The sequence below is a fragment of the Bacteroides pyogenes genome, from assembly GCF_014196225.1.
In the GTDB taxonomy this organism is placed as follows: domain Bacteria; phylum Bacteroidota; class Bacteroidia; order Bacteroidales; family Bacteroidaceae; genus Bacteroides; species Bacteroides pyogenes_A.
Window position 1 is genome coordinate 299,681 of the sequence record NZ_JACIDI010000001.1, and the last position, 26,629, is coordinate 326,309.

Below are 26,629 nucleotides of genomic sequence, written 5' to 3' on the forward strand. Positions count from 1 at the left end.
TATCAAAATATGAAAACAGTAAAATATTATATAGCTGCTGCCCTGATAGGGTTGGCGTTTACCGGAACTTCATGCGTAGGCGATTTGGATACTGTTCCTCTGTCCGACCGTGAAAAGACTCCGGATAAGGTTCTGGGAAATCAGGAAGCTCCATATTTGGAAAGCTTGGCAAAAATATACGCAGGCATGGTAATGGCCGGAAATGCCGGTGGCGATAACGACGTAGATGTCTCGGGAGTCGATGGCGGTAGTCAGGCTTCTTTTCTGCGGGTACTTTGGAATATGCAAGAGTTGACTACCGATATGGCTCACTGTGCATGGACCGATGACGGTATACCGGGATTCAACATGGTGACGTGGGGAGCCAACAGCCCTTGGATTAAAGGTAATTATTACCGTTTGTTTTATCAGATCAATCTTTCGAATGCCTTATTAAGAGAGACTACTGAGGATAAAATAGCTAAGCGAGGCATTACGGGTGAGGTAGCCCGGCATTTGAAACAGTATCGTGCGGAAGCGCGTCTGTTACGTGCCATGAACTATTGGTATTTGTTGGATTTGTATCGTAATGTTCCTTTGGTAACTGAAGATAGTCCGTTGGGAGAAAAAGACAAACTTCCCACACAGATATCTCCCAAAGAGTTGTTCTCCTTTATCGAAACAGAATTGAAATCTCTGCTTGAGTCCGGAGATTTGCTGAAACCGGTAGTGGGATATTCTCAGCAATACGGGCATGCGGATACGTCGCTGGCATGGGCTATGTTGTCCCGGTTGTATCTGAATGCCGAAGTATATATCGGCGAAAACCGTTATTCGGATTGCATTGCCGCTTGCAAGGAGATACTGAAAGTAGGTTATGAGTTGGAGCCTGAGTATGGGGATATGTTTAAAGCGGATAACCACACGTCGAAAGAGATGATTTTCCCCATCCGATACGAAGGAGAAGAGACTTTGACATGGGGAGGAATGACTTCTTTCCTTTGCTGGGGATCGGCCGAACTGAAAGATGTAACGAATGCCAAAGACGCTTGGCAGGGTGTTCGCGCCAAATCGTCTTTGCTGAGACTTTTTGAAAAAGAAAAAGAGTCGGATAAGGACAACCGTAAGGCTATGTTGCATACCGATCTTACTCAGAATATAGAAATTGTAGATCAAACCGCGTTTAAAGATAACGGAATTCCCGTTGCCAAATATTACAATGTGAATAAAGACGGCAGCATGCCTCCTTCCAAAGAGGCTTGGATCGACTTCCCCCTGATTCGTTTGGCCGAAATTTATTTGAGCTATGCCGAGGCTGTCCTTCGTGGCGGTCAGGGAGGCGATCGCGCTACTGCTTTAAAATATGTGAATGATTTGCGTAAGCGCGCATATAAGGATAAGGCTGCGGCTGTTATCACCGAATCCGATTTTAATCTGGATTTTCTGTTGGATGAAAAAGGACGCGAATTCTTCTTTGAAGCTCAGAGACGTACCGACCTGATACGTTTCGGAAAATTCACCGGAAGCTCTTACTTATGGCCGTGGAAAGGCGGAATACCCGGCGGAAAAGCTGTCGAGGAGTATCTGAAACTATTCCCGTTGCCATCGGATGAGATTGGTTCGAACACAGCTTTAATACAGAACGAAGGATATAAGAGATAACATTGAAGAATACTAAGTTATGAAAAAGATAAGTTATGAAAAAGATATATTTATTCACTATATTGTGCATGGGGATATTGGCTTTTTCCTCATGTGAAGACGATGCTACCCCGGTATTGAGCGTAAAGTCTCCGGCAAAATTGGAACAACTGGCTCAGAGCGAATATAGATTCACGGCAGACAATGCGACTGAAATGTTTACGGTGCGCTGGAAGCCCGCCGATTTCGGATTCGCGGCGGTGGCGGATTATACGGTAAGGATGACGAATAAGGACAACGGTAAAACGTTGAATCTGGGAGTAACGAAATCCAATGAATTATCGTTGTCTTACAAGGATATTAACGCTTTTCTGGGTCAAATGAATGTTTACCCGGGACAAACGGGAAATATGTCGATATCTCTTTCTTGCTCGGCTTATGACTCGAAACTGAATGAGAATTTTGCCGAAGCGATTGATTTTAAGGTTGTGCCTTACGACCCGAAAGCAGTAGAATGGAACTATGTCTATGTAGCGGTAGGCTATCCTGACTGGGACTGGACGAAAGCTTACATGCTGGGAGACCTTGATGAAAACGGAGACTACGAAGGCTATGTAGATTTTCCTGAAGACAATGCAACTTTTGCCATATTGGATGGCAAAACATTGCAGCCGATCGTTGAGGGACAACAGATTGCGAATAAGGGATTCTATCATCTTCTGCTGTCAGGCGGCGAATTGAAGCCGGTAGGCGCTGCGCAGCAATGGGCGCTTATCGGTGATGCGACATCCGGAGGATGGGGCTCGGATACTTCTTTGGATTATGATGCGGAAACGCGCCTGTGGACAAAGGTGGTGAAATTAACCGCCGGCAAAGAATTCAAGTTCAGGGCAAATTCCGATTGGGGAATAAATCTGGGAGCTGCTTCGGAGGGACCCAAAGAAGTGGCGGTAGATGAAACTGAATCTTTGAAAGCAAACGGTCCTAACTTTAAAATGAAAGCAGATAAAGATATTGCTTATTTGGTGACCTTGAACCTGACTGAAGCCGGGAAATATACTTTCTTTTTAACGGAAACATCGTTTGTTCCGTCGAGCGAGTTTATTACCATGCCGGGTAGCTATCAAGGATGGAACCCCGGTGGTGAAGATTGTTACAAACTTACTTCTCCCGACAGAAATTATGTGTATTCGGGCGCTCATTACATGCCCGAAGGTACGCTCTTTAAGTTCCACGATGCAGGTTCTTGGATCGGTATCAATGGGAAGATCGCTTGGAATGCCGAAAACAATGGCGGTACTTTCGCTATCAGCATCAATGGAGGAGAGAACATCGAGATGACTCATGGAGGATATTACAAGTTTATTGTAAATACCGAAAAGAAAACATGTAAGTTCATGCAATCCGGTTGGGGAGTTGTGGGCGACGCCACCCCCGGCGACTGGAGTAAAGATACATGGATGACGTATGATCCGGAAACTAAGTTATGGACGGTGACAATGGACATGAAAAACGGTCATTTCAAATTCCGTTGGGATGCCGATTGGGCTATTAATTTCGGCGGCGACTTGGGAGCCTTGACTCAGGGTGGCGATAATATACCTATTACAGCAGGCAATTATACGATTACTTTGAATCCGGAAGCTAAGAGCGCGACTGTGACGAAAAACTAAAACCGGTTTATGGCAAAAGGATTGGAGGATGGCATTCTTTCCAATCCTTTTGCCTTTATCATACGTTTGTTGGCATATATATTTTGAACTCTTAAAGAAAATACAATGAAAAAAATACTCTGTTTTTATTCTTTGCTTCTCTTTTTTGTTTTCGGCTGCTCTTCCGATAAAGAAGATGCGGACTTTTTGACCTTTTCATCCGAAACTGCCGTTTATTTTGAGAAAGGCATGGATTTTACGTCAGAGTCCGGAAGCCGCAACATATCATTCAAAACAGGAGGTCCGTGGAGAATTTTATTAATCGGAGCCGATTCGCATGCGGTAGATTGGTGTACGGTGTCTTCTGCATCCGGTTCGGGGGGAGACGCCTCTGTCAGCGTAAATGTGAAAGAAAACACCGGATATGACAGCCGGAGTGTAAAACTGGTTTTGACGACGGGCGGTAATATCGAAAAGAACCTCGTCATCACCCAAAAGCAAAAAGACGCGCTCACACTTACTTCATCGCATTTTGAGGTTCCCAAAGAAGGTAAGAAGATTGTGGTGGAGGTGAAGGCGAATATTGATTTCGAGGTGGAAATTCCTGAGGCGCATCGGAGTTGGATTTCTCAGGTAAAGACAAGGGGGCTTGTTTCGACTGAACTTACTTTCGATATCGCTCCCAACGAAGGTGTATGGGATCGGGAAGGAGAAATCATTATCAAGAGCGGCTCTCTCTCGGAGAAACTGAAAGTGGTGCAAGCGGGAAGTATGGCGGGAGGTCTAAGCCATCATCCCGAATCGCCTGATGCCGACAAGGAACTGACCGTTTCGTTCAAGGCTCCGGCAGGAACTCCGCTTTACGGATATGCCGGCGATGTGTATATTCATGCCGGTGTGTTGGATGAAGGAACTTGGCTTTATGTGCCGGCAGGCTGGAACGATAATCTGGACAAATGCAAGATGACCAGGGTGGGAGAGAATGTGTGGAGCATTACGCTCAAGCCTTCTGTACGTGCATGGTTCGGTTCGGGCGAAACTCCGGTGACAAAGCTGGGGGTAGTCATCCGCAGTGCCGACGGAACGAAGAAAGGTATAGAAAACGATTCGTTCATCGAGGTCACGGATACGAAATATACGGCTTTCGAGCCTGCCGATATTCGGTATGCTCCGCTTCCTTCGGGCGTACGCGAAGGCATTAATGTGATTAATTCCGGCACGGTTACGCTGGTGCTGTACGACAAAACTCTTTCGGGCAGCCACAAAGATTTCGCTCATGTGGTGGGCGACTTCAATCAGTGGAAACTGAGTAACGAAGAGGGGTGTCAGATGCGGCGCGACGACGCCAAGGGCTGTTGGTGGATAACGCTGAGCGGACTGGATGCTGCGAAAGAGTATGCTTTTCAATACTATGTCGGGATGAAAGGGGGAGAGAGAATCCGCCTGGGCGACCCGTACTGCGAGAAGATACTCGACCCTGACCACGACAAAGACATCGCTGCCTCCACTTATCCGGAGAGTAGGAATTACCCCGAAGGGGCAAGAGGAATCGTGTCTGTGTTCAAGATCCAAAAGGATGAATATCATTGGAGTGTGCCGGACTTCAAGATAAAGGATGCCGGCAGTCTGGTGGTTTACGAAATGCTGCTGCGCGATTTCACTTCGACGGGCGATATCAACGGAGCGATGCAGAAGCTGGACTATCTGAAGACGCTGGGGGTGAATGCCGTAGAGCTGATGCCTGTGCAGGAGTTCGACGGGAACAACAGCTGGGGATACAATCCTTGTTATTACTTTGCGCTCGACAAGGCTTACGGAACGAAACAAATGTACAAACAATTCATCGATGCCTGCCATCGACGGGGGATGGCTGTCATTCTCGATGTGGTTTACAACCATGCCACCGGCAATCATCCGTTTGCAAAGCTTTATTGGGATGCCGCGAAGAATAAAACGTTGCCCGACAACCCGTGGTTCAACGTCGACGCTCCGCACCCTTACAGTGTATTCCACGACTTCAATCACGAGTCGCCGCTGGTACGCGCTTTCGTCAAGCGCAATCTGGAATTTTTGTTGACGGAGTATAAGTTCGACGGGTTCCGTTTCGACCTGTCGAAAGGCTTTACGCAACAATCGAGCACGGAGGCTACTGCCGCAAAGAAAGACGATTCGCGCATCGCCATCCTTACCGATTATTACCATACGGTGCACGCTGCAAACCCTCATGCGGTGATGATTCTCGAACATTTCTGCGATGAGGAGGAAGAAACGGCTTTGGCGAATGCGGGCATGAAGTTGTGGCACAATATGAACGGCAGGTATTGCCAATCGGCAATGGGCTGGAAAGAGGATTCTTCTTTCGAGGCGATGCGTAATAACGGCCGGCCTGCGGGCAGCATGATAAGCTTTATGGAAAGTCATGACGAAGAACGCATGGGATATAAGCAGATTGCTTATGGCAACGGACCGCTTAAAGACCGGTTGCCGGCGCGTATGAACCAACTCGCTTCGAACGCGGCTTTCTTCCTTACCGTTTCCGGCCCGAAGATGATTTGGCAGTTCGGTGAGCTGGGCTACGACTTTTCCATAAACTCGCGTCCGGACGGAGTGGTGGGCGACGAAGGAAACCGAATGGACCCGAAGCCGGTGAGATGGGATTATGTGGAGCAGCCCGACAGAAAGGCGTTGTATGAAGTTTACTGCAAGCTGATGAAGCTGCGCAACGGCTATCCCGACTTGTTTGGAACAAACGCTTTCAAACAGTGGAGAGTGGGAGAGAACGATTGGACGGCGGGACGGTTCATGAAACTGGAGAGCACTACCCGAAAGCTGGTAGTGGTTGCCAATTTCTCGCAGGAACAAACGGAAGTGAACGCCGATTTCGGCCATACGGGTACATGGTATGAGCTTCGCGGCGACCGCTTGAATGTCACTTCTTCTACGCAGAATGTGAAAGTTCCGGCACACGAATTCCGGTTGTACACCAGTTTCGAATAGCAGTTTCCACCCGTCGGGGCAATGAAGCAGGCTTACAGCATAAGAGGCTGAAGAAATCGGCTAGACCGAACCAATACTTTCAGAAGAAACAAACGTAAATTTACATGGGGAGACTGTTGGGTTTCCGTGAAATTGTGTAAATTTGCGTTTGTTCGCTTTCGGACGTTTTGCAAAAACTGTTTGGAATCTGTAATCGTCTGAATGTTGTCTCCGGCATCTGCTCGGAATTTAAGGCGATGTTTCCGCTACCGGATAATATTCAATATGGCGACCGGAGAAAATGGCGGCAATGCTTGTTTGCAAACTTTGCTGTGCTTCAAAAAAAAGCCCGCCGTGTTTTAAAAAAAGCCCGCCGCCTTTGATTTCAAAGCCCGCCGCCTTTTTAAAAAAGGCCGCCGTGTTTTTTTCAAAGCCCGCGGGCTTTTTTTCGGTCAATAAAAAAGTTTGGATGATGAGAGATTACAAAGTAGATAAAGCCCGGTTTTCGGATGATTTCCGTTGCAGCGTTTACGAGATAGTGGCGCAGATCCCTCCGGGAAAAGTCGTCACTTACGGAGAGATTGCCACCCTGCTCGGTATGCCCGGACGCTCGCGTCTGGTGGGGAAGGCGTTGAAGGAAGTTCCGCCGCAGTTTTCCCTCCCTTGTCATCGTGTGGTGAATGCGGCGGGACGCCTCGTTCCCGGATGGGCGGAACAGAAAGATTTGCTACTGGCGGAGGGCGTCCGGCTGAAAGCCAACGGTTGTGTGGACTTGAAACGCTTTAGAATGAAAACATAGCCTTTATCAGACATTCCCGCGGACGGAGCGTATTAGCGGAGTATCGCTGTGTGAGATGGTCGATATACGTATGGTTCAGCGTGGAGTGATTCAACAAATTATTCACGGCAAACTCGATTTCGAACAGACGATGCGAAAAAAGCAGCGAAGCGTCGGCAAAATAAGTTGCTTTCCGGTTTCTGTTGTTGTGTGATATCTCTTGGGTGACTCTTCCTTTCCAGTGCTGCGAGAAAACGATGTTAAGGTCTATCGTATGATGAAAGCTCCATGCTTTTACCGCGCCGTTCTCCGGAAGGTCCAGCTGCGACAGCGTGTGTATGGCGGAGCTGCTCCCTTCGAAGCTGAGGCTTCTTACCGGTCGCAGGGAGAAATCGAATCTTAAAGAATACACTTGCATGGTGCTGTTCGCCATCCGCTCTTCCAGCAGCATCTTGTCTTTTTTGTTGGAATAGCTCATGCCTACGGAGGTATACAGCTTGCTCCAGGCAAACGTTTTCGACAGTTTTCCATTTACGCCGTACAGGTGGTTTGTATGGGGGCGGTCGTAAGTTTCCGTCACCGAAAGGTATTTCTCTTTGTTGCGGTAGCCGTAAATAAGTTCTTGCTTGTTTAAGGTGTAAAAACCCGTCAGGCTTGCGAAGAATCCGGTGAGCGGCTGTACGAAACGCACGCCTATGCTGTTGTAGTAGCTTTTGTCGAACACAGGTTTCGAATGGAACGCAAAAGCCGACCTGTATGAGGTGAACATGTATCCGCCGTATAGTTTCAGAATGTCCGGTTGTATGCAGGAAAGAGAAGAGCGGCCAATCAGTGTCAGATATGGGCTGAATTCATACTTGACGTTCAGTGACGGTGCAGGCAAAAACAGATTTTTCCGTGACTGCTCGGATTGCGGCCGTTCGGTTCGCAGGCCGGCATGATAGAATGAGAGGGGAATACTGAACTGTACGTCCCAGAAATCGTTTTTAAAGTTCAAGCGAGGCTCTATATATGCGTGAAGCGTTTTCAATGTCAAATCGTTGTGATATTCATCGCCCGCAGGCGTGTCGTTGATGGAAAGCGCGGAACTCATCTTCTTCCGGGCGTAAGAGATACCCGCCTTGTATTTCAGATACCACCCCGCGATCTTGTGCTGGAAATAGGTGTAAGCATCCGATTGAAAAGATTGCAGGCGGGCATCTTGGGCGAACTTGCCGTAAGGATTGTTTTGGTTCAGCAATTCTTCGTAGAGTCCCGGCTCCACAGTGAAATGTTGTGGCAGATCGCGGTAAGAGTTGGCCGAATAGATTGAGAACGAATGGCGGCGAGTGTTTTTCACCAGTTCGAAATGATTGTGCAGGAATTTTCGTTGCGGATGTGTGCGCTGTCCGGTTTTCTCATCATTCACCCAAAGGTTTAAAGAACTCTTGTGCAGCCCCAGTAGCCCCTTTATTTTATTTTTCAGAAACAGGGCGCTGTCATTCAACTGATATGTAAATTCTCCTTCCGCCCTGTTCTCCTGCCCGTTATATTGCTCCCGTTCGTCTACCGTGATGGTTTGCGAAGGATAGAAATATGTGGTGCCCGACCGGTATTCCGCTCTTTCTTTTTGGTGGAGAAAACTCAGTTGAAGGCGTATGTCGTTCGTCTTATCGGGCTTGTACAGGTGGTTTATCGCACCCAGATGAGCATCGTTGAACAAGTATCTCGAAGGATCTGCCTCTTTGTTCTGTGAAATGGAAACGGGAAAAAGCTCCGCATCTTCCTCATCCCTGCTTATGTCGATGACACCGCTTTGTCCCAAAGGCAGTATTTCCGCAGCGATGTCTTTGCCCGTATTGTTGTTTTTGTACATGCTCAGGTTTTGCTTCCTTCGTCCGAAGAGCATTCCCAGCAGGCGGTTGTCCCACAATACATCCGGGTCGTTTCCTGCTCCGATGCCTGCGTCTATGAGTTTTATCAGCTTGTTTTTATGGCTGTCTTCCAGCGTTAAGTTCAATGCGGCATGGTCGCTGAACGTCTTTCCTCTTAAAGCGGCTATCGGCTGGTGCGATTGCAAAACTTGCACCTCTTTTACCATGTCTGCCGGGATGTTTTTGCTCGCCAAGGCATATTTGTCCTCCATCAGATTCATGCCTTCGATATAAAACCTGTTGATGGGTTTGTCGTGAAACCTGATGGTTCCGTTTGCGGTTACTTCAATGCCGGGAATTTTCTTCAGTACGTCTTCTATGGTTCTGTCCTGTGGCATTCTGAATCCGCTCACGGTATAGGTGATGGTATCTTTCTCTTTCCTGATCCGTTGACCAGTTATTTTTACTTCCTTGATTTTATATGTGGTTTCCTCCAGTTCGACTGTCGTTCCGTTCTTAAAACTTCGGGCGGGCAACAGGACTTTCCGGTATCCCATGTACGTGAACGACAGGAATTCTGCAGTTCGCGTTCCCCGGTTTATGATTTCAAAATGGCCGTTGCTGTCGGTATACGAATAAGACATGATGGTGCTGTCTGCCGCAAGCAAGCTGACCGCAACCGCTTCCAGCGGTTTTTTGTTTTGTCCGTCCGCCACTTTGCCTGTATAACCCGTTTGCGCGGCTGCAACCATGTGCCGGAAGAAAATGAGACAGAAGATGCCGAAGTGTTTCATGGAGCCTGTTTCCCAATATGTAAGGAAAAAGTTCACGCGTTTCATGGCGTTACTCTTTCTATGTAGTTGAATTTCCGCTTGGGAAATGCGGAAACTGCTTTTCCATTCGAAGTTATTTCTACCGGAGGTTCTATTCCGTGCTTTCTCAGAAAAGTGTTCATGTCTTCTTTATGCAGGAACAGCGACTTCAAATATTCGCTTTTGCTGCATTTGATGTAATTCTTTTTAGGCAGCCGGATAGCGGGGGCATCCGAAACGTTTTTTATTTCGATGCATGTGAACCGATACTCTTTTTCCGAATCTTCCGCTTGCAATATCAGTCCGGGAAGTCCGCATAGTTTCCAAGGTCCGTCTTCGACGGGTATTTCCGGAGCAAACCATGCTGTCCATTTTCTGCCCAAGAAGTTTGTTTCCGCTTTTTGGCAATCATATCCCGCAATCTGCTTTTTTTCTCCGAAGACCTCCCACTGTGGAATTTCCATTTTCTTCGTGTATAGAAAGGATGACTTTATCAGTTGGTCTGTAAGTGTCAATCTGCCTTTCTCCGGATAATTCTTGTAGATCACTGTGTGTTGCGTGCTCACCGGATACTTCACTTTGTCTCTTGCAGCCAAGATTTCTTCCAGCGACGCCCCTTTCGCTGTGAGGCTGTCGCGCAGTCTGGCGTGCTCTCTGCACCATAAGCTGTAGAATTCGGAAGCTCCTTTGCTGATGCTCAACACCATTTCGTCTTGTTTCACTTTCCCTTTTTCCGGATAGTCTATATAAGATTCCGTATAATGGCATTCAAGGAACGGCTCGTGCTGGGCGAAAGCGTTCGACAGGCTTAAGGCGAGGGCTGAAGATAGAAGATAAATGCTCTTTTTCATAGGAAGGAAGTTTGATGTTTTTCGAGATGGCTTTTCAAATACCTTTATATAAACGGATGTATTTAAAGTTTCCCTTTAAAGTTGTTCTATATGAAAAACCGAAAATTAAAATAAAATGATGATTTCTCAATACGAACTGAGTTAAAAAAAGCTTTTCCGGATTCTACTAACTGTTCCTGCACTGATACAGTGATATTATAGATTTATTTTCAGAGTGGAATTTGGGCTTGAAGGAAGGGAGATATAAAATTACGAAATCGGAAGGTACAGGGTTATGATGTATTGCCAATATCCAAATCTCTTTGAATAATATGGCAGATAACTATCTCGTTTTTCTATGCACGTGCTAAATTCAAATGCTTATTTGGTAGAATAAAAAGGGGCTGCCCGATCTCTCCGGACAGCCCCTTGCTTATGATTCAGAATACTGATTCTTGTTTAATTATTCAGCATCCCAGTTGCCTTTTGCCAATCGCTTGTAGCTGTTGTAACGCCATTTTGCGTTTTCTTCGGCAGCTTGGAACAGTTCTTCGGCTTCGGCAGGATATTGCTTCATTACCGATGCGTAACGAACCTCGCCTTTCAAGAAACCTTGGAAGTCTTCCCACTTCGGCTCTTTGCTGTCGAGCTGGAACGGATTCTTCCCTTCTGCTTCCAGTTCGGGATTGTAACGCCACAGGTGCCAGTAACCGCATGCAACCGCTTTGGCTTCTTCTTCCTGAGTCTTACCCATACCGGCTTTCAATCCGTGGCTGATACACGGAGCGTAAGCGATGATGAGCGACGGACCCGGATATGCTTCGGCTTCGCGGATGGCTTTCAGTGTTTGAGCCTGATCGGCGCCCATTGCAATCTGTGCTACGTATACATAGCCGTAAGTAGTTGCCATCAGACCGAGATCTTTTTTGCGTACACGCTTGCCGGCTGCGGCAAATTTCGCAATGGCGCCCACAGGAGTTGCCTTAGACGATTGACCGCCCGTATTGGAATAAACCTCTGTGTCGAGAACAAGGATGTTCACATCTTTGCCGGAAGCGATTACGTGGTCGAGACCTCCGTAGCCGATATCGTATGAAGCGCCGTCGCCACCGATGATCCACTGGCTGCGTTTTACCAGATAATGTTTCAGTTCGGCAATCTGGCGGCAGTGTTCGCACTTGTCTTTCGCGCCTTCTACCAGCGGAATGATCTTGGCGGCCAGTTCTTTTGTCTTGTCGGCGTCGAGCATGTTTTCGATCCATTCTTTGAACAGCTCTTTGTGTTCGGCAGAGCAAGAGTCACCGGCGATGGCTTCGTTCATTATTTTAACGATACGCGCGCGCATCTTCTCGTTGGCCAGTTCCATACCCAAACCGAATTCGCAGAAGTCTTCGAACAATGAGTTCGCCCATGCCGGACCGTGTCCTTGTTCGTTGGTCGTATACGGAGTAGAGGGCACGGAGCCTGAGTAGATGGAAGAACATCCGGTGGCGTTGGCAACCATTTCGCGGTCGCCGAACAACTGAGTGATCAGTTTAACGTACGGAGTTTCGCCGCAACCTGAACAAGCGCCCGAGAATTCGAACAGCGGAGTAGCGAACTGAGAGTTCTTCACGTTTGCTTTGATGTCTACCAAATGCTGCTTGCTCTTCACATTGTCTGCGCAGTAAGTCCAGTTTTCCGCTTCTGCCAACTGGCTTTCGAGGTGTTTCATGGTCAGAGCCTTGCCGCCCTTCTTCGGATTGCCCGGACAAACATCGGCACAGTTGCCGCAACCCAGACAGTCGAGTACGTCGACCTGAATGCGGAATGTCATGCCGTCGAATGCTTTTCCTACGGCTTTCAGCTGTTCGAAGTTGGCGCCCTTCTGTTCTTCGGCATCCAATACGAACGGACGGATGGAAGCGTGGGGACAAACGTAAGCACACTTGTTACACTGGATACAGTTTTCGGGATTCCATTCCGGAACGAAAGCCGCTACGCCGCGTTTCTCGAATTTGGCTGTTCCCTGATGCCAAGTACCGTCTTCGATTCCTTTGAATGCCGATACCGGAAGCAGGTCGCCGTCTTGCGCGTTGATGGGGCGAACCACTTCGTTGATGAATGCCGGATCGTTGTTTTCCACTTTCGCATCATCGGGAAGATTGGCCCAAGCCGGATCGACGGTGAGCTGTTTGTATTCGCCGCCACGGTCTACTGCCGCATAGTTCTTGTTCACCACGTCTTCGCCCTTCTTGCCGTATGACTTGACGATGAACTTCTTCATCTGTTCTACAGCCTGATCTACGGGGATAACGTTCGTAATGCGGAAGAATGCCGACTGAAGGATGGTGTTGGTACGGTTGCCCAATCCGATTTCCTGTGCAATCTGGGTAGCATTGATGTAGTATACCGAAATATTGTTCTTGGCGAAATATCTTTTCACCTTGTTGGGCAGGTGCTTAGCCAGTTCTTCTCCTTCCCAGATGGTGTTGAGTAAGAAAGAACCGTTCTTTTGCAAACCGCGCGTTACGTCGTACATGTGCAGGTAGGCCTGTACGTGGCAAGCCACGAAATTCGGAGTATTTACCAGATAAGTGGAACGAATCGGGTTGTCGCCGAAACGCAGGTGCGAACAGGTGAAACCTCCCGACTTCTTCGAGTCGTAAGAGAAATAAGCCTGACAGTATTTGTTCGTGTTGTCGCCGATAATCTTCACCGAGTTCTTGTTGGCACCTACCGTACCGTCGGCTCCCAGACCGTAGAACTTGGCTTCGAACATGCCTTCGCCGCCCAGAGCCAACTCTTCTTTCATCGGAAGCGAGGTGAATGTCACGTCGTCTACGATACCGATGGTGAAGTGGTTCTTCGGCATCGGCAAAGCCAGATTCTCGAATACGGAGAGGATCTGTGCCGGAGTAGTGTCTTTCGAGCTGAGGCCATAGCGTCCGCCAACGATCACCGGAGCGTTTTCTTGTCCGTAGAAACAGTTTTTCACGTCAAGATACAGCGGTTCGCCGTTAGCGCCCGGTTCTTTCGTGCGGTCGAGCACGGCAATGTTCTTCGCTGTCTTGGGAACGGCTGCGAGGAAGTGCTTGGCAGAGAACGGACGGTACAAGTGTACGGCAACCATACCTACCTTTTCGCCTTGGGCTACCAAGTGGTCGATGGCTTCGCGGGCGGCTTCCGTCACAGAACCCATAGCGATGATCACGCGGTCTGCGTCTTCGGCGCCGTAGTAGTTGAACAAGCCATAGTTGCGGCCGGTAATCTTGTTGATTTCGTTCATGTATTCTTCTACGATGGCGGGAACTGCTTCATAGTAGCTGTTTCCCGATTCGCGGTGCTGGAAGAAGTGGTCGGGGTTTTCGGCCATACCGCGGGCAACCGGCTTCATCGGGTTCAATGCACGGGCACGGAATTCGGCCAACGCTTTTTGGTCGATCAGCGGAGCGAGGTCTTCGTTCTCCAGCATTTCAATTTTCTGGATTTCGTGAGAAGTACGGAATCCGTCGAAGAAGTTCATGAACGGTACACGTGCTTTGATGGTAGAAAGGTGGGCAACACCCGCCAAGTCCATAACCTCCTGTACGGAACCTTCGGCCAGCATGGCGAATCCTGTCTGGCGTGCCGACATGACGTCTTGGTGGTCGCCGAAGATAGAAAGCGCGTGCGAAGCGATGGTACGTGCCGATACATGGAATACGCAAGGCAAAAACTCGCCGGCGATTTTATACATGTTGGGGATCATCAAAAGAAGACCCTGAGAAGCAGTATAAGTGGTAGTCAAAGCTCCCGCCTGAAGCGAACCGTGCACCGCACCGGCAGCGCCGCCTTCAGATTGCATTTCCTGAACCAATACTGTTTCGCCGAAGATGTTCTTGCGTCCTGCGGCAGCCCATTCGTCTACGTACTCGGCCATAGTCGAAGAAGGGGTGATGGGGTAGATGGCGGCTACTTCGGAGAACATATATGAAATATGCGCGGCAGCCTGATTACCATCACAAGTGATGAATTTCTTCTGTTTAGTCATAACTACATTAATATTTAAGTAAATAAATCGCTAATATAAAAAGCCGAACATCCAGAGGGGGATTTGGTTTCCTCTGCCTATCTCCGCCTTATGAAGCGCGTAGGTCACGTTCGGATTGTTTTTTATCTTGGCTCCTTCACAGCAGATTTTAAACGGTCTGGTATCGTCTACCATGAAAGAAATATTCTTGTCTCCCTTATGCACTTTGTGGTCTTTCCACAGGGTGTTGGTGAAGAAAGTGTCCAATACGTCCTGCTCTTCCACTTTCACCGGGAAGATGGAGTACATCAGATTGGAGTTGTGCATCAATATCTTCGACGGCTTCTTGGGGAACTCTTCTCCCTTCGGATACACCAAGTTGATGAGGCGCGCGTCGGCCAGATACTTGATGTAGTTCATCACTGTGGCGCGCGAGGTTTGTATATCGCTTGCCAGTTGGCTCACGTTCGGCGCTTTCGGACCGTCTACCGCCAGCAGGTACAGCAGCTTTTTTATTTTGGGAAGATATTTCAGCTCTATTTGCTTAATCAGCAGGATGTCTACTTCGAGCATCATGTTCATCGTCTTCAATAAATTCTCCGAGAAGTTGCGTTTCTCGAGGAAGAAAGGGTAGAAACCATGATGTATGTAATCTTGAAAATAGTTCAACGGGTGTACTTTCGAGAGGATGCCTTTGGCTATTTGTTCGTGGTTGGCAAGAATCTCTTCGAGAGTGTAAGCGCGGAACTTCATTCCGGTTTGCAGGTTCAGGAACTCTCTGAACGAGAAGCCGCGAAGGTTGTAGCTTTTCACAATGTCGCGCAGCTCGAGGTTTTCCTCTTTCAGCCGCATGACGGACGATCCGGTAAAGACTATCTTCAGGTTCGGGAAACGGTCGTAGCACATACGAAGTTCCTTGCTCCATTCCGGATGCTTGAACACTTGGTCGATCAATAGCACTTTTCCGCCGCGTTTCTGAAATTCGTAAGCGAAGTCTACTAAGCTGTGTCCCGAGAAATAGAAATTGTTCATGTTGATGAACAGGCAAGAGCGGTCGGTACCGAACTTCTCTTTGGCATATTGGAGGAGGAAAGTCGTTTTTCCTACGCCACGGCTACCTTTGATGCCGATCAGGCGGTCGCTCCAATCTATCTCGTCCATGAGGTCGCGTCGGACAGGAGCATTCGTATGCTCGACAAGATAGTTGTGTGTGCGGTAGAATGATTCCATTTCGTTGCTTTGATTTTAGGTCGCAAATATAGTTCTTTTTTTAGTATTTGCAAAGTAGAGATAGCAAATTTGTGCTTTTATTTATTAGTTTGTCTTTATTGCCTGCTTCCCCGATTTCTTTTCCTCTGTGCCTGTTTTGCCGGGATAATGTTTCGGGCATCGCAACAGCGCTTCACATCCGGTATTTTTGACTACCTTTGCCGTGTGAATGCCGGATGAGGCAGAAAGGATTTTAAGCAAGAAAAATGTTGTACGAAATGACGGGGAAACGTCTTTATATATTCAATCCGGAGCACGACTTGGCGTTGGCAAGCGGCGAAAGCCATTACATGGCTCCGGCGTCGGCACGGCAAATGGCTTCCGATTTGGCTTTGCTTCCGGTGTGGTATGCCGGGGATGGGAATGCCGTATTGGCTCCTTCGGCGTATGCGGCGGATTTTCTGAAAGAGATGCAAGAGCGGCTGGGAATGCGGGTGGAACTGGTCACTCCGCCCGAAGTGGCGGATGCGGCAGGCTATTCGTTTTCTCCGTGGGGATGGGATCCGGCTTTGCGGCGACGGCTGCTTTCGTTGGGCGCCGCCGAATCGAGCCTCCCTTCCGCCGGTGGTCTGGAAGCGTTGAGAACGTATTCCCACCGTTCGCATGCGGCGGCATTGCTTCGGACATTGCAAACGGACGAGTATTTTTGCGGCGAAGCCTTTTACCTGAAGACGCCCGACGAGTGGCGGAGCTTTGTGGAAGGGCGGGAGAACTGCCTGTTGAAAGCTCCTCTTTCGGGCAGCGGCAAGGGGCTGAACTGGTGCAAAGGAGCATATACTTCGTTCATTTCGGGCTGGTGCGAGCGTATCGGCGCTTCGCAAGGCGGGGTGATTGGCGAGCCTGTGTACCGGAAGACAGCCGATTTTGCCATGGAGTTTCATTCCGACGGCAGGGGAGCGGTGGCTTTCGCGGGCTATTCCCTGTTCCGAACCGGAGGAAGCGGCATGTACGAAGGCAACTACTTGTTGAGCAACGAACGCATCCGGGAGAAACTTTCCGCTTATGTTCCCGTCGGGGCGATAGAGCGGTTGAAAGTTCGTCTGGAGGAAGAATTGTCGAGGCTCATCGGCTCTGTCTGCGAGGGTTATCTGGGAGTGGATATGATGATTTGCCATTTCCCGGGTGAGAAGCCTTGCCACCGGATACATCCTTGTGTGGAAATCAACCTGCGGATGAATATGGGAGTGGTGGCGCGGTGCGTGAAAGACCGTTATATGGCAGCGGATGCCGAAGGAGAAATGCGTATCGGCTACCATCACGCAGAGGGAGAAGCGCTGGCGGAACACCGGCGGATGGCGGCGGCCTTTCCGCTTGAAATAGAGGACGGGAAGATTCGCTCGGGCTATCTGTCGCTGGTTCCGGTGAGCAAGCACAGCAAATACAGGGCTTGGATGATTTGCGGGGAACACGCTTCCGAATCGCTGTAGGTGGCGGCATCTGCGTTTGCGGGTAAGGGAACGGACGCTTGCTTAGCCTGTCACTGCGTTGCCGCATTTCGATTGATGGCAACCGGAAACTGCGCTCATGGCAAACAGGGGTTTTATTTATTCCCAATGAAAGCTCTGTTTATAACCGATAAAGTTTCTGTTTGCGGTCAGCAGAGTTTCTGTTTGTAATCAGCAGAGCTTTTGTTTGTAATCGATAGAGCTTCTGTTTTCAGTCAACAGAACTTCTGTTTGCGGTCAGCAGAGCTTTTGTTTGCGGTCAGCAGAGCTTTTGTTTGCGGTCAGCAGAGCTTTTGTTTGCGGTCAGCAGAGCTTTTGTTTGTTTTCAATAGAACTTCTGTTTGTAATCAACAGAGCTTCTGTTTTCAGTCAACAGAGTTTCTGCTTGCAGCCAACAGAACTTTTATTTGTAATCAATAGAATTTTTGTCTCTCACCGATAGAGTTTTGTTTATAGTAAACAGAGGTTTTGTTTGCAGTCCGTTACTGAAAACTTATTTTGCCAATTGCGCGGCTTCGCTTTCATTGCCGTATCGGTCGATGGCCGTTACAGCGAAATACTTTTTGGCAGTCCATACCCGTATCGGGGCATAAACATAGCGGGTGTCGCGAACGTTTTGCGCTACGATATTTTCCGCACGGCGGGTGTCTACGGGATATTCGTCGGAAGCATACACCACATACATCGGCGCGTTGTGCGGATCGTTGTCCGTCGAGGCGCGCCATGTGAGCTCTGTATAGCCGTATTCGTCAGGCGTTGCTTTCAAGTCCGACGGTGCCGACGGGGCGATGTTGTCGAGCCACTTCATCGGCGGTTGCAGTGCGGGATAAGCGTAGAAGTTTTCTATCAGTTCGTCGTAAAGCCCTTGTGTGTTCTCCATCAGATACTGCACACGGTAGTGTCCTTGCCCTGCCATGCCGTGATTGCGGATGAAGTTCATCTGCCGGTCTATCTCTTCACGGCTCCATTTCCCTTCGTCGGGATGGAGGAAATAAATGCCCAGACCGGGTATGATGTGCCTTCCGTTGCTCTGTTCCTGCCAGTCGAGTGCGAACGGGTAGAAGCTGTTTCCCTGAAAATACATCATCGGATATATCTGATCTTGAATGCCTTCGCCCAGCCATCCCTGCGGGTCTTGGTACACTGTGAAGAAAGCGTTCCAGCCGTATGAAGAGTAGCGCGACGTGTCGCGGTATTTGCCTACGGGGCAGGTGCTTACTTTCACCCAAGGCTTCATGGCTTTTACACCTTTATATATATAGCGCACGATTTCGGTGATGTTGTCCCGGCGCCACTGGTCCGTAGTGCGTCCTTTGCTTAAACGCCGGAAGTCGTATTGGTCGGGGAAGCGGGGCGCATGTTCGGGATAACGCAGATAGTCGAAGTGTACGCCGTCTACATCGTACCGGCCCACTACTTCCTTTACCAGCTTCATCAGATACTCTTTCGTGGAGGGATGCCCCGGATTGAGGAAATACTCGTTCTTATACGGCACGCAAATGCTCTTCATCCGTTTCGTCACCGACTGTTTTCCGAGCGATGCCACATGCTTCTTGCTGCCCAGCGGAATGCTAACCATCCACGCATGGCATTCCATCCCCCGCTTGTGGCATTCTTCCACGGCAAAAGCAAGCGGGTCGTATCCCGGATCGCCACCCGCTCTGCCCGTCAGTATGGCGTTGAACGGTTCGATGTCCGAGCGATACAGCACGTCGCCGCGTGTGCGTGTCTGAAAAAGCACGGTGTTGAAGTTGGCGTCTTTCAGTTTGTCGAGTATATCCGTGAGCTCTTCCTTCTGCCGCCGGATGCTTTGGGGAGTCGTTGCTTTCGTTCGCGGCCAGTCCAAACCGTACACTGCCGTAACCCATGCGGCACGAACCTCCTGCTTGGGTTGCGCCGTGGCGGAGAAATATAAAAACGGAAATAAGAGAATAAAAAGATATCGCCTCATACCCTTGCGCTTTTGTTTTAAATCCCCGCAAAGTTAGTAAAAGTGTCCGTAATATTGGTTTGTGTCATGAGATTATGTTACATTTGCGCCAATAAATAGAGCATGCCATGGTTACGTTTACGCTTTGCCTGTTGATGCTGATAGCAGGTTATTTTACATACGGACGCCTGATGGAGCGCATTTTCGGTCCCGACGACCGGAGAACGCCGGCACTGGCCAAAACGGATGGAGTAGACTATATCCCTTTGCCTACGTGGAAGATATTTATGATTCAGTTTCTGAACATTGCCGGATTGGGGCCGATCTTCGGGGCTATCATGGGCGCAAAGTTCGGAACTTCGTCTTATCTATGGATAGTTTTGGGAAGTATCTTTGCCGGCGCAGTACATGATTACTTCTCGGGAATGCTTTCCATGCGCCATGGAGGCGAAAGCCTTCCCGAAATCATCGGTCGTTATCTGGGATTGACGACCAAGCAAATCATGCGGGGCTTTACGGTGATCCTGATGATTCTGGTAGGCTCGGTGTTCGTTGCAGGGCCTGCCGGGCTGCTTGCCAAGCTGACACCGCAAGGGTTGGACGCCACTTTCTGGATCATTGTGGTATTCGTTTATTACATTCTGGCTACCTTGCTTCCGGTTGACAAGATTATCGGCAAGATATATCCGCTGTTTGCCATTGCGTTGCTGTTTATGGCTGTCGGGATATTGCTGATGCTTTACGTGCATCATCCGCCTTTGCCCGAACTGTGGGACGGACTGCACAACACAAATCCGGAAGCCGACAAACTTCCTGTTTTCCCCATCATGTTTGTCAGCATTGCATGCGGAGCCATCTCCGGTTTCCACGGCACTCAGAGCCCGTTGATGGCTCGTTGCCTCAAATCGGAGCGTCACGGTCGCCCGGTTTTCTACGGGGCGATGATCACCGAAGGTGTGGTTGCGCTTATCTGGGCGGCCGCCGCCACCTATTTCTTCCATGAGAACGGAATGGGAGAAAGCAATGCCGCCGTTATCGTAGATGTGATCACGAAAGATTGGCTGGGTTCTCTGGGAGGTGTGCTGGCTGTGTTGGGGGTGATTGCCGCCCCCATTACGTCGGGCGATACGGCTTTCCGCTCGGCGAGGCTCATTGTGGCGGACTTTCTGGGAATGGAGCAAAAGCGCGTAAAGTCTCGCCTCTACATCTGTATTCCGCTGTTCGCTGTGGCTGTAGGTTTGCTTTTCTACAGTCTGCGCGACGCGAACGGCTTTAATATGATATGGCGTTATTTCGCATGGGCCAATCAGACACTGGCGGTATTCACGCTGTGGGCTGTTACGGTCTACCTCGCCATTTCGAAGAAACCCTATTGGATAACGTTGGTGTCCGCGTTGTTTATGACAAGCGTATGCTCTACATATATTTGTATCGCTCCCGAAGGACTGGGACTGTCGCATGCGGTTTCCTATTATTTCGGAGCAGGATGTACATTGGTTGCCGTTGTCTGGTTTGCCGTTTGGCTCAGTCGTCGGAAAGAAAGGAAATTATCCGTATGAAAAAAATAAAAAGATCGACGAAGATTGCGATTGCGTTTCTTGTTTATGTTTCCGTCACGGCTGCTTACTTGTTGCCGCGCAATACGGAAATCAGTCAAACCGAGAAATATCTCACGGTGGCGGGCTCGTATATCATTGTAGCACTTCTGTGGCTGGTGCTCCGAAAGAAAGAGCAAATGCGAGACCGCCGCGAGAATGACAGATAGTTTATTTACTAATTAATTAATTTGATGAGAAAATTTGCATTACTTATTTGCTTGTTGACGGTGACGGTGACTGCTTCGGCGCAGTTTGAGAAAGGCACCGTGATTATTAACCCTTCCTTGAGCGGGTTGAACTTTTCGTATTCGCAGCATGATAAAGCCCGTTTCGGTATCGGCGCGCAAGTCGGTACTTTTCTGGCAGACGGTATTGCCTTGCTGGTGAATGCCGGAGCCGATTGGTCGAAGCCGGTGGACGAATATAATCTGGGTACGGGAATGCGTGTGTATTTCAATTCTACGGGAATTTACCTCGGCGGCGGTATCGACTGGAACCATTTTCGTTGGGATAGTGAGAACCATCGCAGCGATTGGGGATTGGGCATCGAAGCGGGATATGCTTACTTCCTTTCGCGCACCGTTACCATCGAACCGGCGGTTTATTACAAGTGGCGCTTCAACGATAGCGACATGTCGCGCTTCGGGGTGAAAGTCGGCTTCGGGTTTTATTTCTAACCGGTTCGGCAACTGTTCCCTTTTTCGTAATCTCGGGTTTGAGAAGGTTTCTTTCCTCCGGTTTGCTTGCGGCGTCTTGCAGTGCCATTCGGAGATTTCTTTCGGAATAAGCCTATATCTGCGCAGGCGGGGTAAGAGGTACGAAAAAAGGAATAGTTGTCATTTCTCCTTCTTTGCCTGAAAAGGTTTTCGGGCTTGCCTGAAATAATAATCGCACTTACCTGAAAAAGTAATTGCACTTACCTGAAAAAGTAATTGCGCTTGCCCAAAAAAGTAATTGCACTTGCCTGAAAAAGTTATTGTACTTGCCCAAATGCGAAAATCTTCTTAAGCAAACACGCCTTTTTTCTTAGGCAAGAACTTTCTTCTCCTGTGAGTTTCAGGAATTCGAAAAAGTGTTTCTTCACCTTATTTCTTATTGCTATTCTTTGCCTGCGATCTGCAACAGCAGCTTTTCATATATGCCTTCCCAATAGATTTTTACGTATATTCCTCGCCTGCTACGTGTACGAACAATTTTTCCGCAGGTGTTTCTCCGCCTTATTTCTTGCACGTGCTTTTCACTCTTCCAGTTTCTCTTTCAGGAACTGTCCCGTATAGCTGGCGCCGCAAGCCGCTACTTCTTCGGGAGTACCTGCCGCCACAATGTTTCCTCCTTTGTCTCCTCCTTCGGGACCCAAGTCGATCACGTGGTCGGCACACTTAATCACATCCATGTTATGCTCGATGATTACGATGCTGTGTCCTCTGCGAATCAATGCGTCGAACGCGTCGAGCAGCTTGCGGATGTCATGAAAATGCAGTCCCGTAGTAGGTTCGTCGAAGATGAAGAGCGTTGGGTCCGCTTTCTCCTGACTCAGGTAGAAGGCAAGTTTGACGCGTTGGTTTTCTCCCCCCGAAAGGGTGGAAGACGACTGCCCCAGCTTGATGTATCCCAGACCCACTTCTTGCAGCGGCAGCAGTTTCTTTATTATTTTCTTCTGCTTGTGGACGGTAAAGAACTCAATGGCTTGGTTCACCGTCATTTCGAGCACGTCGTATATGTTCATGCCGTTGTATCTTACTTCCAGCGTATCGGCTTTGAAACGCTTTCCGTGGCATGACTCGCATTCCAGCACGAGGTCGGCCATGAACTGCATTTCCACCGTGATGGAGCCTTCGCCCTTACACTCTTCGCACCGTCCGCCTTCGCTGTTGAAGCTGAAATGGCCCGGCGTATATCCCATTTGCTTGGACAACGGCTGCTCTGCCCACAGCTTCCGTATCTCGTCGTAGGCTTTGATATAGGTCACCGGATTCGAGCGTGAGGACTTTCCTATGGGGTTTTGGTCGACAAACTCTACGTTGCGCAGGTCGCGCAGGCTTCCTCCGATGGAAGAAAACTCGCCCGGACGGTCGCTGCATTCGTCCAGTTCGCGTTTCAACGCCCGGTAGAAGATGTCGCGTATCAAGGTGCTTTTCCCCGAACCGGAGACTCCCGTAACAACGGTCATAACGTTCAGCGGAATGCGTACGTCTACTCCTTTCAGATTGTTTTCGCGTGCGCCTTTCAGTTCTATATAGTTGTTCCACGGGCGGCGGTGCCGGGGGACGGGTATTTTTTCTTCTCCAAGAAGATAGCGTACCGTATGGCTTTTCGTTCCTTCCCGCAGGTCTTTCATGTCGCCCTGATAGACGATTTCCCCGCCGAGACGTCCGGCATCCGGCCCGATGTCGATGATGTAGTCTGCGGCACGGATGATTTCCTCGTCGTGTTCCACCACTACCACCGTGTTGCCTAATTGCTGCAACTGCCTCAGCACACGGATAAGCCGGTCGGTATCACGGCTGTGAAGCCCGATGCTCGGTTCGTCGAGGATGTAAAGACTTCCTACAAGGCTGCTTCCGAGCGACGTTGCCAGATTGATACGCTGGCTTTCCCCGCCCGACAAGGAGTTGCTGAGGCGGTTGAGCGTGAGGTATCCCAATCCCACGTCGATAAGGAAGCGGATGCGGCTGTTGATTTCCACAAGGATGCGCCGCGCTACGTCCGTGTCGTGTTTGCTCAGCCGCAGGGTGTCGAAGAACCGCTTCAGTTCGGTGACGGGCAGGTCTACCAGTTCCGAGATGCTTTTGCCGCCTACCCGCACGTAGCCCGCTTCCGGCTTCAGCCGTGTGCCCCGACATTTCGGACAGAGCGTTTTCCCGCGATAACGTGCAAGCATTACGCGGTATTGTATCTTGTACTGATTCTCTTCGAGCATGCGGAAAAACTGGTTGATGCCGCCGAAATACTCGTTGCCTTCCCAAAGCGTTCTCCGTTGCTCGTCCGTCAGTTCGTAGTAAGGGGTAAAGATAGGGAAGCCGAATTTCTCCGCATTACGGATGAGTTCGTCCCTCCATTCGCCCATTTTCTCGCCTCGCCAGCAGACGATGGCGCCGTCGTATACCGACAACGAACGGTCGGGTACGACCAAATGCTCGTCGATGCCGATGACTTTACCGAATCCTTCGCACTCGGGACAAGCTCCGATGGGCGAGTTGAACGAGAACATCTGGTCGTTTGGCTCTTCGAAAACGATGCCGTCGGCTTCGAACTTCGTGCTGAAAGAATGAAGGCGTGTGCTTCCGTCGGGCAGGTAGAAGCGAAGCATGCAATTTCCGTCGCCCTCGTACATCGCCGTTTCGGCAGAGTCGGTCAGGCGGCTCACGGCATCTTTGGTACTTGCCACAGCCATGCGGTCCACCAGCAGGTAGACTTCATCGCCCTTCGCCGGAGTGTATTCGTCGATGCGTTTCATCTCGCCATTCACCTCCACGCGGTTGAATCCTTGCTTCAGGTCGATCTCCAATTGCTCTTGCAACGTGCGGTTCTCACGCAGGCGAATCAATGTCAGCACCGTATATCTCGTTCCTTCGGGATAAGAGAGCATGCAGTTTACGATGTCTTCCGTAGAGTGTTTCTTCACCTCTTCTCCGCTCACCGGACTGAATGTTTTGCCAATGCGCGCGTACAACAGGCGCAGATACTCGTATATCTCGGTCGATGTTCCTACGGTCGATCGCGGATTCCGGCTGTTTACCTTCTGCTCGATGGCGATGGCGGGCGGGATTCCTTTAATGAAGTCGCACTCGGGTTTGCTCATCCTTCCGAGAAACTGGCGGGCGTAACTGCTCAGACTTTCTACGTAACGGCGTTGTCCTTCGGCGTATAGCGTGTCGAAAGCGAGCGACGATTTGCCCGAACCCGAGAGTCCGGTGATTACCACAAGCCGGTTGCGGGGAATATCTACATCGATGTTTTTCAGGTTGTTCACCCGTGCTCCTCTGATAGAGATACAGTTGTTTTCTGACATAAATGCTTCTTTTCTGTAGTAGGCGGCAAAGTTAACGATTTTCTCGGTAGAAGAAACCTTTTTGCTGCATTAAGATGATATTTCCGGCTGCGGCTGCCTGTGTGTGAAGTCTGTCGACCGCCCTTTCCCGCCTCTCCGGAATGCTTTTTCTGCCGGGTTCGCCTTTCTGGATGTATAACGCAGGCTATAAGTTCCGTCTCGGAACAATACTTTTTCTGCGGAGTTCGTGCTTTTTGATGTATAACGCAGGCTATGAGTCCCGTTTCGGAACAATGCTTTTTCTACGGAGTTTGTGCTTCTTGATGTATAACGCAGGTTATAAACTCCGTTTCGGAACAATGCTTTTTCTGCCGGGTTCGTGCTTCTTTCATGCGTTTCTTTTTTCCGTTTTCGGTAATTTGTAGTACGTTTGCCTTTGTAAAACAGAACCGATGTCGCTGCGGAAGATTATACATATCGATATGGATGCGTTTTATGCCTCGGTGGAGCAAAGGGATAATCCCGAGCTGCGGGGCAAGCCGGTGGCTGTGGGACATGCTGAGGAGCGGGGAGTGGTTGCCGCTGCCAGCTACGAAGCCCGCCGCTACGGGGTGCGATCGGCAATGTCTTCGCAGAAAGCCAAACGCTTGTGTCCCTCGCTTATCTTCGTTCCCGGAAGGATGGATGTATATAAATCCGTCTCCCGGCAGATTCACGAAATCTTTCATGAGTACACTGATCTGGTGGAACCTCTTTCGTTGGATGAGGCGTTTCTCGACGTCACCGAGAACAAACGGAACATTCCTCTGGCGGTGGATATAGCCGCAGAGATTAAGAGGAAGATACGGGAAAGGCTGCATCTGGTGGCTTCGGCGGGTGTGTCGTACAATAAGTTTCTGGCGAAAATAGCGTCCGACCGCCGCAAGCCTGACGGTTTGTGTACCATTCATCCCGAGCAGGCTCTCGACTTTATCGCCCGTCTTCCCATCGAGTCTTTCTGGGGTGTAGGACCTGTGACGGCAAAGAAGATGCACTTGCTCGGCATCCGCAACGGGCTTCAACTGCGGAATTGCACGCTCGAAATGCTGACGGCTCATTTCGGGAAGGCAGGTTCTCTCTATTACCATTGCGCCCGTGGCATCGACGATCGTCCGGTGGAGGCAGTCCGCATACGCAAGTCCGTCGGTTGCGAACGGACGCTGGAACGAGACATCTCCCTGCGTTCGTCGGTTATCATCGAGCTTTACCACGTGGCGGTGGAACTCGTTGAACGGCTTCGGCGGAGAGCCTTCAGGGGGAATACGCTGACGCTCAAAATAAAGTTTCACGACTTCACCCAGATTACCCGGAGCGCAACCCGTCCGCAAGAACTGACCGACCTGGACTCGGTGCTACCGCTGGCAAAGGAGTTGCTCAAAACCGTCGACTATGAACAGCACCCCATCCGGCTCATCGGTCTTTCTGTTTCTCATCCGAAAGAAGAAGGCCCGGAGCAGCATGGCGTTTGGGAACAGCTTAGCTTTGAATTTAGCGATTGGGAGTGAGGCGTGTTTCCTCATCGAGGTTTGGGGTGAGGTTGGGGGTTATTTTTCTGTGTATGTCAGCCGGACTGAATAAAAATTTTTTGTGATTCCTATAAGGTTCCCGTTTTTTTCTTGGCTTCTTGGAGGGCGGATGTGAGTAGTGTTGTTCGCTTTCTTTGTGGAAGTTTCGGTTTGTTTTTCTATGTATGGCAGCCGGACCTAATGAAGACTTTTTGTTATTTCTGTAAGGGGCTCGGTCTTTTCTTGGTTTCTTGGAGAGCGAATGTGGGTAGTATTGCTTTCTTTCTTTGTGGAAGTTTCGGTTTGTTCTTCTGTGTATGGCAGCCGAACCTAATGAAGA

Annotated in this window: 16 protein-coding genes; 9 read left to right on the top strand and 7 right to left on the bottom strand. The window is 49.6% G+C overall.

Annotated elements, in window-relative coordinates; genetic code table 11:
* The first annotated feature begins 9 nt into the window (after positions 1 to 9).
* The 3 genes from GGR07_RS01170 (at position 10) to GGR07_RS01180 (ending at position 6,269) form a co-directional block, all read left to right on the top strand.
* Positions 10 to 1,641: a RagB/SusD family nutrient uptake outer membrane protein gene (locus GGR07_RS01170; RefSeq protein WP_122056556.1), complete on the top strand. Its 1,632-nt coding sequence runs from the start codon at positions 10 to 12 to the stop codon at positions 1,639 to 1,641.
* 35 nt (positions 1,642 to 1,676) lie between these two features.
* Positions 1,677 to 3,293, top strand: coding sequence for a SusE domain-containing protein (locus tag GGR07_RS01175; protein WP_034543649.1), 1,617 nt, complete (start codon positions 1,677 to 1,679; stop codon positions 3,291 to 3,293).
* A 105-nt stretch (positions 3,294 to 3,398) separates the two neighbouring features.
* A complete protein-coding gene (locus tag GGR07_RS01180; RefSeq protein ID WP_021646880.1) occupies positions 3,399 to 6,269 on the top strand; it encodes an alpha-amylase family glycosyl hydrolase in 2,871 nt (956 codons plus the stop codon).
* Between the two features lie 228 nt (positions 6,270 to 6,497).
* On the opposite strand, the gene GGR07_RS01185 is transcribed toward GGR07_RS01180, so the two are convergent.
* Positions 6,498 to 6,704, bottom strand: a complete 207-nt coding sequence (locus GGR07_RS01185) for a hypothetical protein (RefSeq protein WP_034543648.1) — start codon at positions 6,702 to 6,704, stop codon at positions 6,498 to 6,500.
* A gap of 16 nt (positions 6,705 to 6,720) precedes the next feature.
* Between GGR07_RS01185 and GGR07_RS01190 the strand changes: the two genes are divergently transcribed.
* On the top strand, positions 6,721 to 7,047 hold the full coding sequence (locus GGR07_RS01190) for an MGMT family protein (RefSeq protein WP_034543656.1): 327 nt from the start codon (positions 6,721 to 6,723) through the stop codon (positions 7,045 to 7,047).
* On the opposite strand, the gene GGR07_RS01195 is transcribed toward GGR07_RS01190, so the two are convergent.
* From GGR07_RS01195 to GGR07_RS01210, 4 genes are all read right to left on the bottom strand, one after another.
* On the bottom strand, positions 7,031 to 9,718 hold the full coding sequence (locus GGR07_RS01195; RefSeq protein WP_021646877.1) for a TonB-dependent receptor: 2,688 nt from the start codon (positions 9,716 to 9,718) through the stop codon (positions 7,031 to 7,033). The two genes, GGR07_RS01190 and GGR07_RS01195, sit on opposite strands and share 17 nt — an antisense overlap.
* Positions 9,715 to 10,542 carry a GLPGLI family protein gene (locus GGR07_RS01200; protein ID WP_021646876.1) on the bottom strand — a complete coding sequence of 276 codons (828 nt, stop codon included), beginning with the start codon at positions 10,540 to 10,542 and terminating at the stop codon, positions 9,715 to 9,717. The genes GGR07_RS01195 and GGR07_RS01200 overlap by 4 nt, the downstream gene beginning before the upstream one ends.
* A 442-nt stretch (positions 10,543 to 10,984) precedes the next feature.
* The gene (gene nifJ, locus GGR07_RS01205; RefSeq protein ID WP_021646875.1) at positions 10,985 to 14,533 is read right to left on the bottom strand and encodes a pyruvate:ferredoxin (flavodoxin) oxidoreductase; all 3,549 of its coding nucleotides are present in this window, start codon (positions 14,531 to 14,533) and stop codon (positions 10,985 to 10,987) included.
* Positions 14,534 to 14,563: 30 nt separating this feature from the next.
* Entirely contained in the window at positions 14,564 to 15,742 is a 1,179-nt protein-coding gene (locus tag GGR07_RS01210) for an ATP-binding protein (protein ID WP_034543647.1), read from the bottom strand.
* A 257-nt stretch (positions 15,743 to 15,999) separates the two neighbouring features.
* Between GGR07_RS01210 and GGR07_RS01215 the strand changes: the two genes are divergently transcribed.
* Complete coding sequence (locus tag GGR07_RS01215; RefSeq protein ID WP_034543654.1) at positions 16,000 to 17,208, top strand: hypothetical protein; 1,209 nt, start codon at positions 16,000 to 16,002, stop codon at positions 17,206 to 17,208.
* Between the two features lie 511 nt (positions 17,209 to 17,719).
* Here GGR07_RS01215 and GGR07_RS01220 read toward each other — a convergent pair.
* Positions 17,720 to 19,177, bottom strand: coding sequence for a glycoside hydrolase family 10 protein (locus GGR07_RS01220; RefSeq protein WP_034543645.1), 1,458 nt, complete (start codon positions 19,175 to 19,177; stop codon positions 17,720 to 17,722).
* A gap of 107 nt (positions 19,178 to 19,284) precedes the next feature.
* Here GGR07_RS01220 and GGR07_RS01225 point away from each other — a divergent pair, with 107 nt between their 5' ends.
* From GGR07_RS01225 to GGR07_RS01235, 3 genes are read left to right on the top strand one after another with little or no spacing between them, the layout of a single operon-like run.
* On the top strand, positions 19,285 to 20,715 hold the full coding sequence (locus GGR07_RS01225) for a carbon starvation CstA family protein (protein WP_122056557.1): 1,431 nt from the start codon (positions 19,285 to 19,287) through the stop codon (positions 20,713 to 20,715).
* On the top strand, positions 20,712 to 20,921 hold the full coding sequence (locus tag GGR07_RS01230; RefSeq protein WP_021646868.1) for a hypothetical protein: 210 nt from the start codon (positions 20,712 to 20,714) through the stop codon (positions 20,919 to 20,921). The genes GGR07_RS01225 and GGR07_RS01230 overlap by 4 nt, the downstream gene beginning before the upstream one ends.
* A 24-nt stretch (positions 20,922 to 20,945) precedes the next feature.
* The gene (locus GGR07_RS01235; RefSeq protein ID WP_034543644.1) at positions 20,946 to 21,431 is read left to right on the top strand and encodes a porin family protein; all 486 of its coding nucleotides are present in this window, start codon (positions 20,946 to 20,948) and stop codon (positions 21,429 to 21,431) included.
* A 560-nt stretch (positions 21,432 to 21,991) separates the two neighbouring features.
* On the opposite strand, the gene uvrA is transcribed toward GGR07_RS01235, so the two are convergent.
* Complete coding sequence (gene uvrA, locus GGR07_RS01240) at positions 21,992 to 24,766, bottom strand: excinuclease ABC subunit UvrA (protein ID WP_122056558.1); 2,775 nt, start codon at positions 24,764 to 24,766, stop codon at positions 21,992 to 21,994.
* 431 nt (positions 24,767 to 25,197) lie between these two features.
* Between uvrA and dinB the strand changes: the two genes are divergently transcribed.
* Entirely contained in the window at positions 25,198 to 26,289 is a 1,092-nt protein-coding gene (dinB, locus tag GGR07_RS01245) for a DNA polymerase IV (RefSeq protein WP_027325556.1), read from the top strand.
* Positions 26,290 to 26,629: the final 340 nt, after the last annotated feature.

Bases quoted from the DNA above. Each gene is read 5' to 3' on its own strand.
- GGR07_RS01170 (WP_122056556.1), top strand. From the start codon at position 10: ATGAAAACAGTAAAATATTATATAGCTGCTGCCCTGATAGGGTTGGCG.
- GGR07_RS01175 (WP_034543649.1), top strand. From the start codon at position 1,677: ATGAAAAAGATATATTTATTCACTATATTGTGCATGGGGATATTGGCT.
- GGR07_RS01180 (WP_021646880.1), top strand. From the start codon at position 3,399: ATGAAAAAAATACTCTGTTTTTATTCTTTGCTTCTCTTTTTTGTTTTC.
- GGR07_RS01190 (WP_034543656.1), top strand. From the start codon at position 6,721: ATGAGAGATTACAAAGTAGATAAAGCCCGGTTTTCGGATGATTTCCGT.
- GGR07_RS01195 (WP_021646877.1), bottom strand. From the start codon at position 9,718: ATGAAACGCGTGAACTTTTTCCTTACATATTGGGAAACAGGCTCCATG.
- GGR07_RS01200 (WP_021646876.1), bottom strand. From the start codon at position 10,542: ATGAAAAAGAGCATTTATCTTCTATCTTCAGCCCTCGCCTTAAGCCTG.
- nifJ (WP_021646875.1), bottom strand. From the start codon at position 14,533: ATGACTAAACAGAAGAAATTCATCACTTGTGATGGTAATCAGGCTGCC.
- GGR07_RS01210 (WP_034543647.1), bottom strand. From the start codon at position 15,742: ATGGAATCATTCTACCGCACACACAACTATCTTGTCGAGCATACGAAT.
- GGR07_RS01215 (WP_034543654.1), top strand. From the start codon at position 16,000: ATGACGGGGAAACGTCTTTATATATTCAATCCGGAGCACGACTTGGCG.
- GGR07_RS01220 (WP_034543645.1), bottom strand. From the start codon at position 19,177: ATGAGGCGATATCTTTTTATTCTCTTATTTCCGTTTTTATATTTCTCC.
- GGR07_RS01225 (WP_122056557.1), top strand. From the start codon at position 19,285: ATGGTTACGTTTACGCTTTGCCTGTTGATGCTGATAGCAGGTTATTTT.
- GGR07_RS01230 (WP_021646868.1), top strand. From the start codon at position 20,712: ATGAAAAAAATAAAAAGATCGACGAAGATTGCGATTGCGTTTCTTGTT.
- GGR07_RS01235 (WP_034543644.1), top strand. From the start codon at position 20,946: ATGAGAAAATTTGCATTACTTATTTGCTTGTTGACGGTGACGGTGACT.
- uvrA (WP_122056558.1), bottom strand. From the start codon at position 24,766: ATGTCAGAAAACAACTGTATCTCTATCAGAGGAGCACGGGTGAACAAC.
- dinB (WP_027325556.1), top strand. From the start codon at position 25,198: ATGTCGCTGCGGAAGATTATACATATCGATATGGATGCGTTTTATGCC.